The organism is Enterococcus sp. AZ177, from assembly GCF_050544585.1.
GTDB lineage: Bacteria > Bacillota > Bacilli > Lactobacillales > Enterococcaceae > Enterococcus_L > Enterococcus_L plantarum.
Genome location: NZ_CP172944.1, coordinates 38,503 through 55,095, shown reverse-complemented (window position 1 = coordinate 55,095; position 16,593 = coordinate 38,503). Strand labels below are relative to the sequence as shown.

17 protein-coding genes and 1 pseudogene are annotated in these 16,593 nt (G+C 36.0%); 3 read left to right on the top strand and 15 right to left on the bottom strand.

All coding sequences use genetic code 11. The features are described 5' to 3' along the window. Positions 1-142 precede the first annotated feature (142 nt). The 5 genes from IGJ34_RS00270 to IGJ34_RS00250 form a co-directional block, all read right to left on the bottom strand. Positions 143-514, bottom strand: coding sequence for a hypothetical protein (locus IGJ34_RS00270; RefSeq protein WP_430597851.1), 372 nt, complete (start codon positions 512-514; stop codon positions 143-145). Between the two features lie 19 nt (positions 515-533). After that, positions 534-1,817, bottom strand: a complete 1,284-nt coding sequence (locus tag IGJ34_RS00265; protein WP_430597850.1) for a T7SS effector LXG polymorphic toxin — start codon at positions 1,815-1,817, stop codon at positions 534-536. Positions 1,818-1,820: 3 nt separating this feature from the next. Next, complete coding sequence (locus IGJ34_RS00260; RefSeq protein ID WP_430597849.1) at positions 1,821-2,003, bottom strand: hypothetical protein; 183 nt, start codon at positions 2,001-2,003, stop codon at positions 1,821-1,823. A 235-nt stretch (positions 2,004-2,238) separates the two neighbouring features. After that, positions 2,239-2,409: a hypothetical protein gene (locus IGJ34_RS00255; protein WP_430597848.1), complete on the bottom strand. Its 171-nt coding sequence runs from the start codon at positions 2,407-2,409 to the stop codon at positions 2,239-2,241. A 205-nt stretch (positions 2,410-2,614) separates the two neighbouring features. Continuing rightward, a complete protein-coding gene (locus IGJ34_RS00250) occupies positions 2,615-4,762 on the bottom strand; it encodes a coiled-coil domain-containing protein (RefSeq protein WP_430597847.1) in 2,148 nt (715 codons plus the stop codon). Between the two features lie 618 nt (positions 4,763-5,380). Here IGJ34_RS00250 and IGJ34_RS00245 point away from each other — a divergent pair. Further along, positions 5,381-5,578 carry a hypothetical protein gene (locus IGJ34_RS00245; RefSeq protein ID WP_111249004.1) on the top strand — a complete coding sequence of 66 codons (198 nt, stop codon included), beginning with the start codon at positions 5,381-5,383 and terminating at the stop codon, positions 5,576-5,578. 49 nt (positions 5,579-5,627) lie between these two features. Here the strand turns inward: IGJ34_RS00245 and IGJ34_RS00240 are convergent. The 4 genes and pseudogenes from IGJ34_RS00240 to IGJ34_RS00225 form a co-directional block, all read right to left on the bottom strand. Then, a pseudogene (locus IGJ34_RS00240) lies at positions 5,628-5,846 on the bottom strand (hypothetical protein). Between the two features lie 5 nt (positions 5,847-5,851). After that, a complete protein-coding gene (locus IGJ34_RS00235) occupies positions 5,852-6,643 on the bottom strand; it encodes an HNH endonuclease (protein WP_069653220.1) in 792 nt (263 codons plus the stop codon). A 121-nt stretch (positions 6,644-6,764) separates the two neighbouring features. Further along, positions 6,765-7,169: a hypothetical protein gene (locus tag IGJ34_RS00230; protein WP_069653219.1), complete on the bottom strand. Its 405-nt coding sequence runs from the start codon at positions 7,167-7,169 to the stop codon at positions 6,765-6,767. 18 nt (positions 7,170-7,187) lie between these two features. After that, positions 7,188-7,715, bottom strand: a complete 528-nt coding sequence (locus IGJ34_RS00225; RefSeq protein WP_069653218.1) for an HdeD family acid-resistance protein — start codon at positions 7,713-7,715, stop codon at positions 7,188-7,190. A 241-nt stretch (positions 7,716-7,956) separates the two neighbouring features. On the opposite strand from IGJ34_RS00225, the gene IGJ34_RS00220 reads away from it, so the two are divergent. Together IGJ34_RS00220 and IGJ34_RS00215 are read left to right on the top strand one after the other, a co-directional pair. Beyond that, positions 7,957-8,271, top strand: coding sequence for a PadR family transcriptional regulator (locus IGJ34_RS00220; RefSeq protein ID WP_083241718.1), 315 nt, complete (start codon positions 7,957-7,959; stop codon positions 8,269-8,271). Positions 8,272-8,287: 16 nt separating this feature from the next. Then, entirely contained in the window at positions 8,288-9,094 is an 807-nt protein-coding gene (locus IGJ34_RS00215) for a hypothetical protein (RefSeq protein WP_430597846.1), read from the top strand. A 148-nt stretch (positions 9,095-9,242) separates the two neighbouring features. Here the strand turns inward: IGJ34_RS00215 and IGJ34_RS00210 are convergent, their stop codons facing one another. The 6 genes from IGJ34_RS00210 to IGJ34_RS00185 form a co-directional block, all read right to left on the bottom strand. Further along, complete coding sequence (locus IGJ34_RS00210; RefSeq protein WP_069653216.1) at positions 9,243-9,617, bottom strand: DUF956 family protein; 375 nt, start codon at positions 9,615-9,617, stop codon at positions 9,243-9,245. 140 nt (positions 9,618-9,757) lie between these two features. Then, positions 9,758-10,669 carry a PTS system mannose/fructose/sorbose family transporter subunit IID gene (locus IGJ34_RS00205; protein WP_069653215.1) on the bottom strand — a complete coding sequence of 304 codons (912 nt, stop codon included), beginning with the start codon at positions 10,667-10,669 and terminating at the stop codon, positions 9,758-9,760. Positions 10,670-10,691: 22 nt separating this feature from the next. Then, positions 10,692-11,498 carry a PTS mannose/fructose/sorbose transporter subunit IIC gene (locus IGJ34_RS00200; RefSeq protein ID WP_069653214.1) on the bottom strand — a complete coding sequence of 269 codons (807 nt, stop codon included), beginning with the start codon at positions 11,496-11,498 and terminating at the stop codon, positions 10,692-10,694. A 33-nt stretch (positions 11,499-11,531) separates the two neighbouring features. Continuing rightward, positions 11,532-12,530 carry a mannose/fructose/sorbose PTS transporter subunit IIA gene (locus IGJ34_RS00195; RefSeq protein ID WP_430597845.1) on the bottom strand — a complete coding sequence of 333 codons (999 nt, stop codon included), beginning with the start codon at positions 12,528-12,530 and terminating at the stop codon, positions 11,532-11,534. Between the two features lie 279 nt (positions 12,531-12,809). Continuing rightward, the gene (locus IGJ34_RS00190; protein ID WP_069653212.1) at positions 12,810-13,304 is read right to left on the bottom strand and encodes a mannose/fructose/sorbose PTS transporter subunit IIB; all 495 of its coding nucleotides are present in this window, start codon (positions 13,302-13,304) and stop codon (positions 12,810-12,812) included. Positions 13,305-13,560: 256 nt separating this feature from the next. After that, positions 13,561-16,458: a sigma 54-interacting transcriptional regulator gene (locus tag IGJ34_RS00185; RefSeq protein WP_430597844.1), complete on the bottom strand. Its 2,898-nt coding sequence runs from the start codon at positions 16,456-16,458 to the stop codon at positions 13,561-13,563. Between the last annotated feature and the right edge of the window lie 135 nt (positions 16,459-16,593).

Below are 16,593 nucleotides of genomic sequence, written 5' to 3'. Positions count from 1 at the left end.
TTTGTACAACAAAATAATCCAGATGCCAATCAAGTTGACTGGTATCTGGATTTTTCATTAGAACTTATGTCCCAAGCTCATTAAATTCATTCGAAAATGATTCACTAACAGTACACTAATAAAATTAGATACCTGAATAGTATTAATCAGCCATATCATCTTCAATTCCATGTTTATCCATATAATCCTTTTTGAATTGCATATATTCACTATGTGCCTCTTCAATTTTTCTTCTAGATATTGTTTCCCATTCTTTTTTTAACTGGTCATTATGACTTTGATAATCATTTGTGTCTGGATTTATATCCATTTCTCCAGCAAACCCTACAAAATCTTCTAAAGTATGAACAATTCCATGTTCTCCTGCGTAGCATAATTCATAGTCTGCATACGTAAAACCTATACCTGTGCCATTAAAATCATCAAAAGATTCACTTTCTCTGAATATTTTTACGAGATCCATTCCTTCCTCATAAAATACTTCTAATAATACATGCTTTATTCTAGTTTCCAAAAGAAAAACCTCTTTCACTTTAGTATTTGTGTCCTTTAAACACATCTTTTAGTTTTATTTTATCGGGACCGTCTTTTTCATAGGTTCCTCGGATTCGATCTCTATTATTTCCTGTCCCTTTTCCTCGGATATCAAATGCTCGTTCTCCTTTGCGATCACCTTTTAATGCGTGATCGTTCAAACCTGTTTTATCACCTTTAGATAATTTGTCCAACGCTTCATCTAGGGCTTTCTTTTGCTCTGGAGAAAGTTTTTTAATTTTTCTTTGTACATCTTTGGGTATTTCAATATCTACTTCATCTACATTGGAATCGCTGAATGATACAGAGGGGGCATCATTTAGGAGAGTTAGGATTCCAGTAGATACTATTATCGTCCCTATCCCTTTTACTACGTTTTTTATGTTCGCAGCACCACCAATACCAGGTAAGGCAATTGTCGGATCAACAATTCCTTTTTTTACGACCATTGCAGTATAACTGCTTTTCGGCAACGAATCTCCATGCAATTCTAAAATTGAATAAAGCTCAGAATTATTTTTTGGATTGAGTATCTTTCCATTTTTTAGAATGATCCAATCTACTTTATTCCCATTTGTCACACGCCGTATTTCATACCCGTCTAGTTTGGCAATTGCGTCCTTAATACTCTTATTTTTTATGGCTTCTAATTGCTTTTCTCTGCTTTCCCAACGTTTATTAATAGATTTCGCCCAATTCATATCTAATTTACTGATGTTGAAAGTACCTGAAGACGCATTCCATGCTTTGCATCCATTGACTTGAGCTAAACTACGAGAAAACTCTTGCTGACTTGCTTCATATTCAGCAAAAAAACTACTGGAACGAGCATTATAAGCGTGGAACTTTTCAAGTTTTTCTCTTTTTTTAGAAATAGAATCACAAGCGTTCATATATCGACGTTCTAAACTTGGTTGGAAGTTTTTCGAGACCTGCATCTGGTGTTCTAAATTTCTTTTAAGCTGTTCCAGTTGCTCAATCTGACTTTGGATTTGATCTTCGTCAGTATCGATACCCGAGACAGAGCTTTGGTATTCAGTGACTAAACGTTTGTGCGCTTGCTGCATTGCTTCACCTGTCATAAGCGCTGATCGACAAAGAGGTGTATAAACCACACTAAAATAGCTTTTAGCAGAATCATAGGCTTTACCAGATAAAGGAGCAGACAAGAAATGAGAAATACTGTCTTGTAGTTGTGCAACTGCTTGATTTGCTTCATTACTCATACGTGCAACTTCTGCTGCCTGTCTTTGCATCTCTCCTACATAGAATTTTAAACCCATCCCTCAATCCTCCTCGTTTTTCAGTAAAGCTTTTCGCTGCAATTGCTCTTCATTTTTTTCTAGTTGTTGTTGTGCTCTTTTTGATTGAAAAAAACTATCTTCCCCTTTATCCTGAAAAAATCTACGATCTTCTGGATCACTGGTTGCAATAAGTTCTGCATAAATCCGTTGTTCTTGTTGATTCAAATAGAAAAAATCTTCTCTTTGCTTCTCACGGACTTCAGTTCTTGTTTGACCGAATCTTGTTCATTTTGAATCTTTGATAGCTGTGCTTTGTAATCTGATTCAATCATTTAAACCACCTACTCATAGGAGACGTATTTAGTTGAAATTTTTGTGCAGCCTGTTGATCAATTTCCGAAAAATCTTTAGCAACTGAATGGATTTTACTTCCTGCTGTTACTATACTTGTAGACAACTGCTACAACCTTTGTCCATACGTAGTTGCTGATTCCATGGCGATAGCGTTTCCATAAATGTTCGTTCTAGAAGCTGTATTAGTTAAACTAGTAACTCTGTTCAGTGCACTAGCAGATTTACTAAATGAAGCAGATACGCCTCCTGCTACTGAAAGACTACTTTTTACTCCCATATAAATCCCCCACCTTTTATTTAGTAGTAAAAGTATAACAAAATGAGAACTTATAAACAATTCTATCTATACCATAAAGGAGATTTTCAACACTGAAGCTTCCACCTCCGCACACGTAGAGAACATATGATTCTATTATGACATTAATTAAAAAAACTGAGCTCAGCTAAAACCTGCTGCTCTCAGTTTATCGTTTATTATTTCATTATTGTCTTTCATTTTGTCGTGCAAGATAGGTTTCCAAATATTCACTTAATAGTTTATATCCTTCCATCTTTTGTTCCACTTCTTTCGGGCAATAAATCCACTTACCCATAACTTTTCGTTTCTTAGATAATACCTCTATTTCTTCTAAAAAATCATTCAACTCATTGATCAGTCGTTGCGTGCTTAATTCATTGCCTAATAAAATATCTTTCTTCTCTCGTTCATATACAGAAGCCCAGAGATAGGGGAGTACTTCAATTTGTCGGATATTCGCATAAAAGTTATCCTTTGGCATCATCCCTTTATGTCCTGACCCACGTCCTTGTTGGAAAAAGGAATGGATAGCCCACTCTAATTTTTTCAAACGACGTAAAGAGGGACCATTTGGGTCTTGGGAATTCGCACTATCTTGATTATACCCTTCTTCTATTGACCAAGAACTTTTAGCCCCAGTATGTTGTGGATGTTTTTCTGAAACACGATCAAGCATTTCTTCGATTGCTAACGTCACTGTCGGTCTCTCCTCGCCAACTTCTGCTACAGCTTTGGCGGGTCGATTTGCTTGTAGAAACGTCTCTTTGGTCGGGAAGCTTCTAGTTGCTTGTGCAGTAGCCGTTTGCTGGGATGTTTCTGCGCGTATTGCTGGTGCAGGAGGTGGTCCTATCATTTTATTGCTTGTTCTTGTCGCAGGGTCTTGCTGAGCTGTTTTGATTGGTTCCGTTTTTACTGCTGGTGTTGCTTTTGACGTTTGACGCATTTTTTGTTCTAACTCAGCGATTTTTTGATGTGCTTTGATTAATTGAACATCTACTTTGCCAACGGTTTGCGTTAATTTCTTTATTTCTGTTGCATTTGACTTTAACTGTTCTTGATCTTTTTGATGTTGTTCTGCTAGCCTTTTTGCTGAATCGCTTTTAGTCAGTTTTACTTTAGGCACTTTTTTCTTTTCATTTTTGACTATTGTAAGTTCTGTTTCAACAGCTTGTAACTTCATAGTCAATTGATCGATCACTTGGGTTAATTTAAGGGTTTCTGTGGTTGTTTTTTGTAATTGCCCATGATCTTTTTCAATTCTTGCTAGTGCTTCAGAATCTGGTTTCGCTTGTATAACGGTTGACTCTACAGCATTCAATTTCCCATTGATTTGCTGTAATTGGTGTGCGATAGTCGTAACTTCTTCATTGGTTGTCGCAACTTTCTCTGCAAGCTTTGCTTGTTCACTAATTGCTTTTTTAGCGGTAGAGAAGGTTAGTTTTGGTCTTTGTACTTGTTTATTTTTTTCGATTGTTTTCCTTAGTTCGGTGACTTGCTCATCCGAGTGAGTCAGTTTTTGTGTTAGCAAATCGATTCGCTGTACTGCTTCATCTAACCGACTTTCAACAGTTGGACCGGATTCTTCACTCGAATCAAATGTAATTTTGAATTTCGGTGGTGCTTTTGGCTTTGGCTGTTTTTCTAATTTATCCGTTATAAGCGTTTTAAAGGTTGCGAACTCTTCCGCTAATTGCCTTATTTTTTCGTCAGTCATTCTTAGCTGTTTAGCATTTTTTGATTCTAATGCTTCTTTAGCAGCAATTTTACTTTGTACTACTTTAACTACGGGCGGTGTTCTCTTCTCTTTAACAGTTTGAACTTCTTTGTAAAGATCATTTAAATTTTCACTAAATTGATTCATCATTTCGCTTAAAAGCAAGACTTCACTATTCGTTTCTTGTAATCCTTTTACCATTTCAAGCGGAACGTCTTCAGCAAAACTAGACAGATGCTCTAGAGGGCTTTCAGGAACTTCTAAACTGCTGATCCAAGTGCGTAAGTCGCTGATCTGTAATTTGCTTAATGGATGAGCCAAAGCTAATAGCAATGTAATGTAAACAGCTTTTTGTGTCACGCGAACATATAGATTTTTTACTACACAGTCTTCAAATTCATGATTGAATTCATTTGGTAGGTCCGATAGAAGTACTTCAAATTGCTCTGGCTGTTCATAATCTTCTGATACTTCGAATTTTCTTATAAGATAGACAGAATATTGGCTCAGAACATCCTCTGAATACAGCTCTTCTCCTAATCGATTTGCTTCCATTTCTTTTCTTAAAAAAACTTTTTTGCTTCCTGTTGTACTCTTTGTAAGATTCACCTTTTCCATATGTACTAACGGCCCCTTTTTTTACTTGTACCTTACTTTTTTATTTAAAAACACCATTTTTATAATTCTATGTTTATTACACTCTTTTTTACAATCATTTTTAATTTTAACCTAAAAACAACTAGATTTGTTTTCATAAAATGCGATAATGTTGTAAAAAAATGAGAATAATTGAGGTTTCACTCTATTTTATATGATTTATTTAAAGTGATTATCTGTTTTAAAAAAAAGATAAGATAAAACTAAGAAATAGTCCTATCTTATCTTTGATAATCCACTCTTTATAAATCGATTTTCCCCCTTCAATTGCTTGTCTATTTATCGATCTAAGATGATCCACCTAATTACCATACAACTATTTACGATCAATATAAAATGTTGATGTTATTCTAAAAATCAAAATCGTCCTCACAATCGTAATAAAAGCATCTTTAAAAACATCTAGTCTTGATTTTGACATATTCTCATTACCTCATTTTACGTTCTTATAAAACAGATCCAATGATCATGCCCCGCCTAAAGATGGAGAGAAAATCAGCCTAAAGGTGGATTCAGTGGCTAAAGATTCTTGCTATACTTTATTCATAGAGAACGAGAGAAAAACTGGAGGTTTTTAGAATGGAACAACGCTCAATGCTACTGAATATATTAATGGTAATCGGATTTTTCTTTATAGGAAGTATTATTTTAAGTATCATACTAGGACTTTTAGGTGGTTTATTGTGGCTAGCAATCAAGATCTTGATTCCTGTGGCTATCGCTGTATGGTTAGTTCGTATGATTTCAGGTCCATCAAATTCCCGTAGATATTATTAAGAGATCACTAAAAAAGATGAGCCTGGGACATAACTAAAAAGGGTATGTTTCAGGCTATTAGTAACCGAATAAACGGTGGGTGCAGAAGCAACTCCTTCGGAAATAAGCCGAAATTGCTGTAAAACACAACAAGGAACAAGTTGATGTTGCACAGTACCTACTTGGTCACAAAAAATTGAAGAGCAATTTTCGTAAATTCCTTCTTATTTCTCGGAGTAAAACACTTCTGTTCCAATCTCACTTTTTTTAGTTTTTTTCTTTTCCCAATCTTGCCTAGCTATTTTCTTTTGCAGTGTACATTTTCTCTTGGTAGTGCACTAGTTGCTGTTTTTTTATTTCTTCAATAGCGTTTACAGCGTATGCAACGCCCATGTGATAATCCTTATGGACTTGTTTGGAAACAGTTAAAAGATTACTTTCATGATCACTTCCTCCTGCGGATACAAAGACTAAGTGATGAATCTCCACTTGATGATCACTAGCTGGAATTCTGACACCAAAACGATTGGTAACTGCTAAATCTTCTCCAGTGACTCTGCAATAAAAACGATCTCTACTAGCTATTCTATGTGGTAACGTTGACATTCCTCGTTTAAAAAAAGTCGCTTTGCCATAGTTTCGGCTACAGCGATCCGAACAAAATGATCTTCTGCGGCCTTCCAAAGGGTGATTACACCATTTACATAATCGGTTATCTTCCCTAAAATCAATCGTTTCAAAGCCCAATGTTTCGCCAAATGCTTTTTCGTATTCATAAAGACTTAGCCAACGTCGTTTATATGTATCTGTTTTTTCTTCCAAACGTAATTGGCTTCCGTTCGCTTTGTAAACATATTTATCTGGAATTTCTTCCACTAATTCTTGAATTTCCTGTTTTCTGTCCGTTGAAAAAGCTAAAAAGTCGTTCGTCGCTAATTCACCCACACCGAATTGCCCGACTTTTTTACATTTAAAACAAATATAGAATTGCGGTAGCTCGGCAGACTCTTCCGAAAAAAGTAATTCTACTTTTCTTGAACAGTTTGGACAATAAGCCTTTGGTAGTTTAAAGCGATGATAGTTCATACTGTCATTCCTTCGTATTTTTTTCTATTATAGCGTATTTTTACAATTAACCGAATATAAAAAATAGAGGACGATCCCTAAAGATCAGCCTCTACTTTTTTTTGATTCAATTCAGAATCGTTTATTCACCTAATTTATCCGTTTTTTTGACAATTTTTTTAATTTCATGAATGGCTTTCTTTTGTTCCAAGTAGCTCTTCACTTTATTTTCATCGCCATCGATTTTACCTAAAGTTGAATCTAATTTATCGATTTCAGTATTGATTTGGTAAACCAATGAATCTTGATCATCGATCCAGTTTTCAGCATTTTCTACTGCTTTATCAAGAGCTTTTTGCTCTTCTTTTTCGATCTTATTTTCTTTGCGGATAATTGATTTTATTTCATGTAACGCTTTTTCTTGTTCATAAAAATGTTTGATTTTGCTATCTGTATCTTCCATTTTTCCAAGAGTCACGTCTAACTTATCCATTTCTTTACCGATTTTTTCTACTAATTTTACTTCTTTTTCTGCATAATTTGTCATTATTTGTTCCTCCTCGTTTTATCTAAATGCGTAAACAATCTGCGTGATACCAAAAAGCATAAAATAAAATCCAACTAGAAAACTTAATGTTAATGCTGAAGATAAAGGATTCATTAATAACATGATTCCTAGAATAATCCCCAAAACATCAACGACTAAAGTAAACCAGAAATAGCCAGTACTGACTGATTTCGCTAAATCTAAAGCGAAAAGTCCAAAAACAGAGTCTAGGATAAACCAAATCGCAAAAATAAAGGGTAATGCTGCAACACCGATATTTAAGTTAAATAGGAAATATACCCCGATAATAATATCGATGACCCCTAAAATAATTGGCGCATAGGCTTTATATCCTGTTAGTTCCTTCATTCTATTTCGTACTAATATTTCAAAAATCCCTTTCACAATTGCGAATACTGCAAAAACCATCACAATTGCAATTAAGTTTCCTGCTGGGTCTTGGAAAGATAGTAACGCTGTTAAAACAAATAGAATCCCTAGAATCAAAGAACCCCAGTCAATACCCTTCCTGCTTGTTTCATTCATAATGTCTCGCTCCTTTTTAATTCTTTCTACAATTTTATGGTACTCCTAAAAAAAGGCTAGGTCAAAATAAAAGGTCTGAAAAATAACAAAAAAATCTGTTTCTGTAAATTTTCCTTAAATTAATTTCATATATTAAATGCAAGAAAAAAATTAGTTTACAATAGAGCGCTATATTGTTTTACAACATAGTGTATGAATGGTATAGTGTATGACAATACACCATTCATACGGAGGGGCTTGTTTGGACACTACTCAGATGTTAAAAGGATTACTCGAAGGATGTATTTTAAAAATCATTCAAAAAAAAACAGTCTATGGCTATGAAATGATTACTTTATTGTCTGAATATGGTTTAAATATGGTCAGTGAAGGCAGCATCTATCCCGTCCTGCTCAAACTTCAAAAATTAGAATTGATCTCCGGTGAAATGCGCCCATCTTCAGAAGGACCAAAACGGAAATACTACTCTTTGACGCCAGCAGGCAAAGCCTACTTACAGCAATTTGAAAAACAATGGGTCATAATCTCCACAGGCGTAAACAATATTATCGAATAAGAAAATGAGGGCTGTAATGAATACAGAAGAATTAGTCGAACAAAATAATCAACTAAGAAAACAATTGAATCCAGAAAATAAAACATACTACGAAGAGATTTTAGTTTATATTCGCGTAAACATAAACAAGAAGGAAAAACAAACAGAAGAACTTCTCTTAGAAATGTTACAAGATATTCTCGATGCCCAAAAAAACGGTACTTCAGCACAAGTATTTTTTGGTAAAAATCCGAAAGAAATCAGCGATGCCATTTTAGCAGAATTACCAAATAATTCAAGCAAAGATTTAATAAAATTTGTCATGATGGTCTTTATTTTGCTACTTCAATTCAATCTATTTACGCTTCTTTTGGAACCTGTAATAGCCGTCAGTCTCTTTAAAACAGGTCTGCCGATTTTATTGTTAGCCTTAGCAATCGTTTTTATACTTGCATCTGTAAAATACAGTCTCTTCTCAAAAAAAGTAAGTTATTCTTTTGCCTTGTCAGCATTTATGTGCTGGTTAGCAACGTTCTTAGTACCAATAATCGATAATAAGATGAACGGGATAGGAAAAACAGTGATTCTTTCTCACCAATTATTTGCGTTGATTTTACTGCTTTTATCTGGCATTATTTTAGTCGGTTATTACTTAGAAAAAAGTAGCTCTTTAGAGACTATCCCTACTGTCATTCTTGCAGTTTTAGCATTCACTATTTTCATAGGTTTAGTCAATCCAGCTACATTATCTCTTGCTAGCAAAATGCTTTTTTCAACCCTATTATTGCTGATAATGTTTGTACTTCCTTCTATTCAATTTTATAGACAAGAAAAAAAGAATTAATTCTATTTATACTAAAAATACAGGGGTGTGATACAAAAGTAAAAATCACTTTTGTATCACACCCTAAATGCGAATAAACGGTAGGAGCAGAAGCAATCCCTTCTTATTTCTTTGGATTAAACCCTTCTGTCCCCGCCTCCTATATTCTTTATTTTTTTTTACCTAAGGTTTTAAATGCTCGTTTGATGACATCAAAGAATCCTAATGATTGTACCATATGATCTGGTGCAACATATTCTTGCATTTCTCTAAGTACTTTTTTAGGTTGCTTAGAAGAAAAGGTAAAGGTTCCATTTTTCTTTGTTTGAATCGCATAACGCGGAATCCATTTCCCTTTAAACATCACAGAAGCAATCACGTAATCAACTTCTTCCCACGGAATTTGAACAAATTTACGGCTATCACGAGAATTATAAAATTCAAAACCTTTGTCGCCGATCATAATTTTCCCATAATCCGTAAGACCCGTAAAGGCGGTGGCATCCGTTATGAAATCTACTTTCGTATTCAGTGATTGAACCATTTTAATTGCCCCATTTCCCTTGTAATCTATCCTTTTTATTATACGTGTTACCAAAGAATTAAGCTATGTAAAAGAACTTAGGACAAAACTAAGAAATCGTTTTGCCCTAAGAGTAGACTCGAAGTAAAATTCAGGTTAAATTATAGTAATCCAATAACGTGACCAAGCACACCGACTACGAATAAACCAAGAATGATAACGATTGGTGAAACTTTTTTCTTTAATAACCACATACAGAAGAATGTTAATAGTAAAGCTGCTAACCCAGGAATCAATTGATCTAAGTTATCCTGTAGAGTCGTTACTTTCATTGCTGAAAGTGCTTTACCTGAGCCAACTTCTTCAAATGCTTTTTGAAGTCCTGAACCATCGATTGGTAGTTTATCCCATTCTACATAAGCACCTTTATCCAATTTAACCGTAGAAACAATTGGAAGGAACTTGATGGACACCCATCGCTGTACCAGAGCTGCCAATACGAACATCCCTAAAATCGAAGCACCTTTCGTTATGTCTTGTAATAATCCACCTGAAAGGTCTTCTGTGATTTTAGAACCCGCTTTATAGCCAAATTCTTGTGTATACCACATAAATGACCAACGGATTAAATTCCATGCTACGAAGAAAATAATTGGGCCTAAGATATTTCCGCTAATCGCTAATGAAGCACCAAGCGCACCTAACATCGGACGAACAGTAAACCAAAACACTGGATCACCAACACCAGCCAAAGGTCCCATCATTCCAACTTTAACCCCTTGAATTGCTACATCATCAACGGGAGCGCCATTGGCACGTTCTTCTTCCAACGCTAATGTTACACCAAGAATTGGCGAAGCAATATATGGGTGAGTGTTAAAGAACTCTAAATGACGTTTTAATGCTGATGCACGATCTTCTTTTGTTTTATATAATTTTTTGATTGCTGGGATCATTGAAAATGCCCATCCACCATTTTGCATACGTTCATAGTTCCAAGAGCCCTGAATAAATGTAGAGCGCCATGCAACGGCTAAACGATCTTTTTTGGATAATTCAATTTTTTCTGCCATGTCTCTTCTCTCCTCCTTCAGTTTAATAGTCGTTTAAGATATCGCCAAGCGGATCACCAGTGTTGTTTCCGCCACCGCCACCATTTGAAGAACCGCCCATTTTAGAAAGGTTCAAATAGATCAATGCTAAGGCAACACCTAAAGCACCCAGTGCGATCAATGTTAATTGAGAAATTGCTGCTACAACGAAGCCAATGATAAAGAATGGCCATACTTCTTTGGTTGCCATCATGTTGATTACTAATGCGTACCCCACAGCTACGACCATACCACCACCGATTGCCATTCCTTCAGTCAACCATGCTGGCATTGATTCCAATGCAGATTGAACCGTTTCTGCTGGAATGAATAACAATGCTGCTGCTGGAATTGCAATGCGGATACCTTGCATACATACTGCTAAAATGTGCAACATTTCGATTTTTCTAACATCACCCTTTTCAGCTGCAGCATCCATCATGTGCACGATTGGTACAGCAAGTGTACGAACGATCATTGTTAAGAAAAGACCTGCTACTGCAAGTGGCACAGCAATCGCGATTGCTGATGGAACACCTTTAACACCTTGTCCGCCTAAAACTAAAATAATTGCTGATGCAACAGATGCCAATGCCGCATCCGGTGCTACTGCGGCTCCGATGTTCGCCCAACCAAGTGCGATCATTTGTAATGTTCCGCCAAGAACGATCCCAGCTTCCAAGTTACCAGTTACTAAACCGATCAAGGTACATGCCACTAACGGTTGGTGAAATTGGAATTCATCAAGAATTCCTTCCATACCAGCTAGAAAGGCAACTAAAATTACTAAAATAATTGTTATAATAGACATGATAAGCCTCCTATTTTCATTTGAATTTTTGGATTATTTTGAGTGTGCTTGTGCTAACTCATGTTTCGCTTTTTTAAGGATTTCATCCATATTCGCGCTAGAATCATTTGGAACTTTACGGACGTCAAATTTAACACCTAACTCTTCTAATTTCTCAAAAGCTTCAACGTCTTCTTGTCCCATTGACAATACTTTACTTACAACTACTTTCCCGACTGAATGCGCCATAGAACCAACGTTTACTTCTTTGACATCTACGCCTGCCTCGACTACTTTGACTACATCTTCAGGATTTTCAAACAATAGTAATGCTTTGGTATTCCCAAAACGTGGATCTTTTGAAATTTCAATCATTTTACTAATTGGAATAACGTTCGCTTTTACGCCGGGAGGAGCCGCTTGTTCAATCAATTTTTTGCGAAGATCATCTTTAGAAACTGCATCCGATACAACGATGATTCGATTTGGTAAAACTGATTTTGTCCAAGCTGTCGCCACTTGACCATGCAATAAACGAGAATCGACACGTGCCAAAACGAATTTGATTTTACCGTCACCAACAACTGTTCCTTCTGGTAATGCTCCTTTTGGTTGTGCGTCTTCTACAACAGCTTTTGGTGCTTCAGCAGGTTCTAGCTCTTCTGGTTTGATTCTTACGCCTTCTTTAGCTGTTTCAAGAATATGTGTTGCGATTTCTTGAGCAGAATTCATTGAGAAACGAGAAGCATACGCTTCAATCAACATTGGTAAGTTCAATCCGCTAACAATCGCCCATTTGTCTTTATGCTCTTCAAACAAACTATTCGCTTGGTTAAACGGTGTTCCTCCCCATAAATCGACTAAGAACAATACTTCGTCTTCTTCATCAAACGTTGCAATTGCTGCTTTTAATTTGGCTTTTAAATCGTCTGGGCCTTCGCTAGGCATCAATACAACTGCTTGTACTTTTTCCTGTTCACCAAAAATCATGGAACCGGATTGTAAAATGCCTTGAGCAAACTCCCCATGGCTAGCAATAATAATTCCTACCATAATTTGATACCTCCTATATTTTTTTCAACTACTTATCACTAAATCAACAACTGATGAAAACACCGACTAAAAATAAAAAATAGAAAAAATGCGTTACTCGGTTTGTGTTTTCAATTACTTCTTGCGATCTGTCAGATGATTTTTGAACATTCCTATTCCTCAACGATCACTCCTTATATTGATTTTGATCGATTGGATCACTCCTTCCAATTCTATGCATATGATACGACTAGTAACATCGAGTCAGTCGTGCCATTTATATAGAATCTGAAAAAAGACTCACACTAACTGTTCTTTTTTCAGCAATTCCATCAAATCTATTTTGTTGTCTGCAACTACTTTCCGAATCTCCAACGTAATACCTTGATCATGTAAATACTGGAATGCAGCGATATCCTCTTTGTTAACCGCAACAGCATTGGTAATCATACGCTTGCCACTGGTAAAACTCATTCCGCCAATATTGACAGAGTTGAATACGACATGACCTTCTACCACACGTTTTACGTCTTCTGGATTTGTGAACAACAACATTACCTTTAAGCTATCAAAACGGTCATCTGAAAAAATATTGATCATCTTTTCAACAGTAATGACATTTACTTTTACACCAGGCGGCGCTGCTTGTACAAGCAATGCTTTTCTTAGTGTATCATGTGCAACTGCATCACTAATGACTATGATCCGGTTTACATTGGTACTTTTGGTCCAAACGGTCGCAACCTGTCCATGGATTAAACGATCGTCGATTCGCACTAAACGAATATCCATCATGTTTGTTGTTCTCCTTCTCAAGGTTACTCTAATCTGCAAATTCTTGATTCATTATTACTAAAATACTATGTCTAGTCATTTATTGCCAAAATAAAGACTAAAAGAATTCGCCAAATCATTACAAGTGGATTGCTTGAATAATAGACAAATTTTATCCACTGTCTTATTTAAAGCAATTTCCATGCCAAAAATAGTGTATTAGCAAAATAAAGAGAAAACTAAGGCTTTTTTTAAGAGAATACACAAAGAAGATACACTAAAACAGTGTATCTTCTTTGTGTATCGATTCTAGTGTATCATCTGTATTTTGAGCTTGATTCAACTGTGTATTTTTGATCAACTGAATAATATAATAAATTTCTTCCACTGGTAACTCAATTTTAAATAGTTGCTTTAGATAAACGGCTGCTTCTATTACGATTTCATAGCTAGGTTCGCTTGTGACCTGTGTTCGTTCTTCTTCGGTCAGCGTCAATGTATCATGCTGTAGCACTCTTTCTAACATACCGGCTAAATGCATGACTAAATTTACATAGAACGTATAATCCAATTGTAGATTCAGCTTAGTTCGGATGATGTCAACAAATCCCCATAACGGATCAATTACTTTTCTGGGATTGATAAAGGTAAAGCTTTCCTCCATGTACTCAACACAGATTTTTTTAGCCATTGGCTCATCCATTTCTTGTGTTTCTACATAAATATCACTATCCATCAATAGCTGATTGATCACAGACTCCGCTTCACCAGAGAAAAAGGTTTCCATCGGAATAAATGGTGCTGCAATTTTAGGATCTGTAATACCCGTTGTCGCAATAACACGATACTCTTCTTGAATGGCAACAAGTTGCTCTTTCATATCGACAATGGACAAGGGGAATACTTCTAATTCTAAAGCTAATTGGGATGGGACAGCAGCTTCGATCATTTCTTTCATCCGCTTAGCAGTTCCTTCCCCAGAAGCACAGATTGCGATGATCACTCTTTTTTTCCACGTCTCCAAAGAATCCATTTCTCTCTCTTGATGAATTTTGGCGTATCCTTGAAAGTTTTTCAGTGACTCATATAATGTCTCCAACTGTGTATCGATCAATGTCGTTTTTCTCGCTGTCTCTAAAACGATTGGTGTTGTGACCATATCAACTGTTCGAACTTCGATTCCTGTCTGCCGCGTGATTTCATCTGAAAACGTAGCTAAAGAACCCATATCTACCAAAAGAATCACACCACTGTCTTCATTGACTTCTTTGACTACATTCACGATTTGGTGCAAAGCTTCTTTCGGTTGCATTTCTAACGGCATATCGACCGCTCTTAAATTATCAACATTCAACAATTGGGATACCACTTGCACCATGCTTGTTGCTGTACTTTTTCCGTGGGCAGCAACGACAATACCAATCCGTCCTGCATCTTTATTTTCTCTTAGTGAAATGAGTAATACCGCCAGATAATAGGTTTCAAATTCAGGTATTTTCATTTGATAATTGATTTCAATAATACGTTTTATTTCTTGTGCTGTCTCAAATTCTACCGGATAATCCAACACCATATTTTTGATATTCTCATTTAATTTGTGTTGGCGCTCTTCACCATTTTGAATTCGTTTTAAGAATGAACTAATGTGCAAGCTCATGGCATAAATAAAATTTGATTGGAAATTATAGTTTAGTTTTTGTTTAGCAAAAGTATAGATTTCTTTGGTGACATCGATTATACGCTGATCGACGATTTCTGCTAACTTGTTTTCAGTATCAAATGTAAAACCATGATCTTTATAGAAAGATTTTAAATGTACATTGATATCTGTTGTAATAAAATTGTTGATCACTTCTTGTTCTAATCCATCAGCTTTTAATAAAGCTGCTTTATCGCCAATAATTTCATATAAATTATAGGGTAATTCATATGAATCTGATTGTATCGTTACTAAAGGTTCATTGGGTGTAACGATCATTTGCGGTTCCAAATATTTTGATAGTTCCGCCAATGCTTCACGATTGCTCGCTAGCTGCATCATCCCTTCTTTGATGCTATCGGTCAATTCATCGATCGTGATTGTCAATTCATCTTGGTCGATATGATTTAAAAAGCCTCTAGCTGTCACTAACTGAACATTGGATTTCAATTGTCCTACATTTCCATAAGAAACACTACCGATCAAAGCTTTCACTACATCTTCTGATAACGAAATTTTTTTCTGAATACGTGAAGCTTCCATTGAGATCATCACTCTAAGAAGATCAATTTTTTCTTTTGCAGGGCGATCAATAAAATTAGGTAACTGAATGATGATCGGAATTCTGCGGACAAACGTATTTAGTAAAGAAGAGGTTGGGTTTTCAGTTGTTGCACAAATAATCCTCACATCTGCTTGACGATTTTTAACGGTTTCCCCCAATCTTGAATACGTTCCATGATCCATAAAATAAAAGACCATTTCTTGTCCTTCTGGTGGTAAACGGTGAACCTCATCAAGAAATAGAATGCTTCCATCTGCTTCATGAATGATTCCTTCTTTGGCTTTCGTTGCGCCTGTAAATGCGCCTTCTGCATAGCCAAAAAGATGCGACATCAATAATTCCGGATTGTGAGCATAATCAGCGCAGTTAAAAACAACTAATTTTTTATCTGGAGCGATCACATGATTCATTAAGGCAAATTGGAACATGGCATGAGCGAAATAGGTTTTCCCAGATCCAGTTGGGCCAGTAATCAAACAGTTCAATCCTTTTGGTGGATACAGTATCGCTGCTTTCGCTTGTTCGACAGGCGTCCTCATGCTGCCAGCAGAGCCAATCATCCCTTTGAAAATGTCTTCTCCAGTAAATATTTTTGAAGGTTTATGTACGTGATGCATACGTGCTGTAGTGTCCTCAACTAGACTATGTTCACGGTAGCTTTTTACTGGCTTTGTTAATGGTTGATATTTAAAAATGACTTTGTCGACATACTTTACAGGACGACCCTCTGTTTTTTCTAATAACCCTTCCCGTACTAGTTGATTTAAGTCTTTGCTAGCATTTGTTCTTTGAATATCTAATGCATCTGAAACATCCCCCGTTGTCACACCGCTACCTAAAGAGACATCGCTAGGCGTTAAATTTTCCGTCTGCTCTTTTACATAAAGATAGATTCGTTCGATACGTTTCATCCTGACTCCTCCTTTTAAAATTAAAAGCTGTATTCGTGCGTTTCAACCTAGCCCATAGTTAGATAACATTAAATGCTAAAACAACAAACGATACACTAATTTATGTGTATCATACAGTGTATCGTTTTAAAAGTA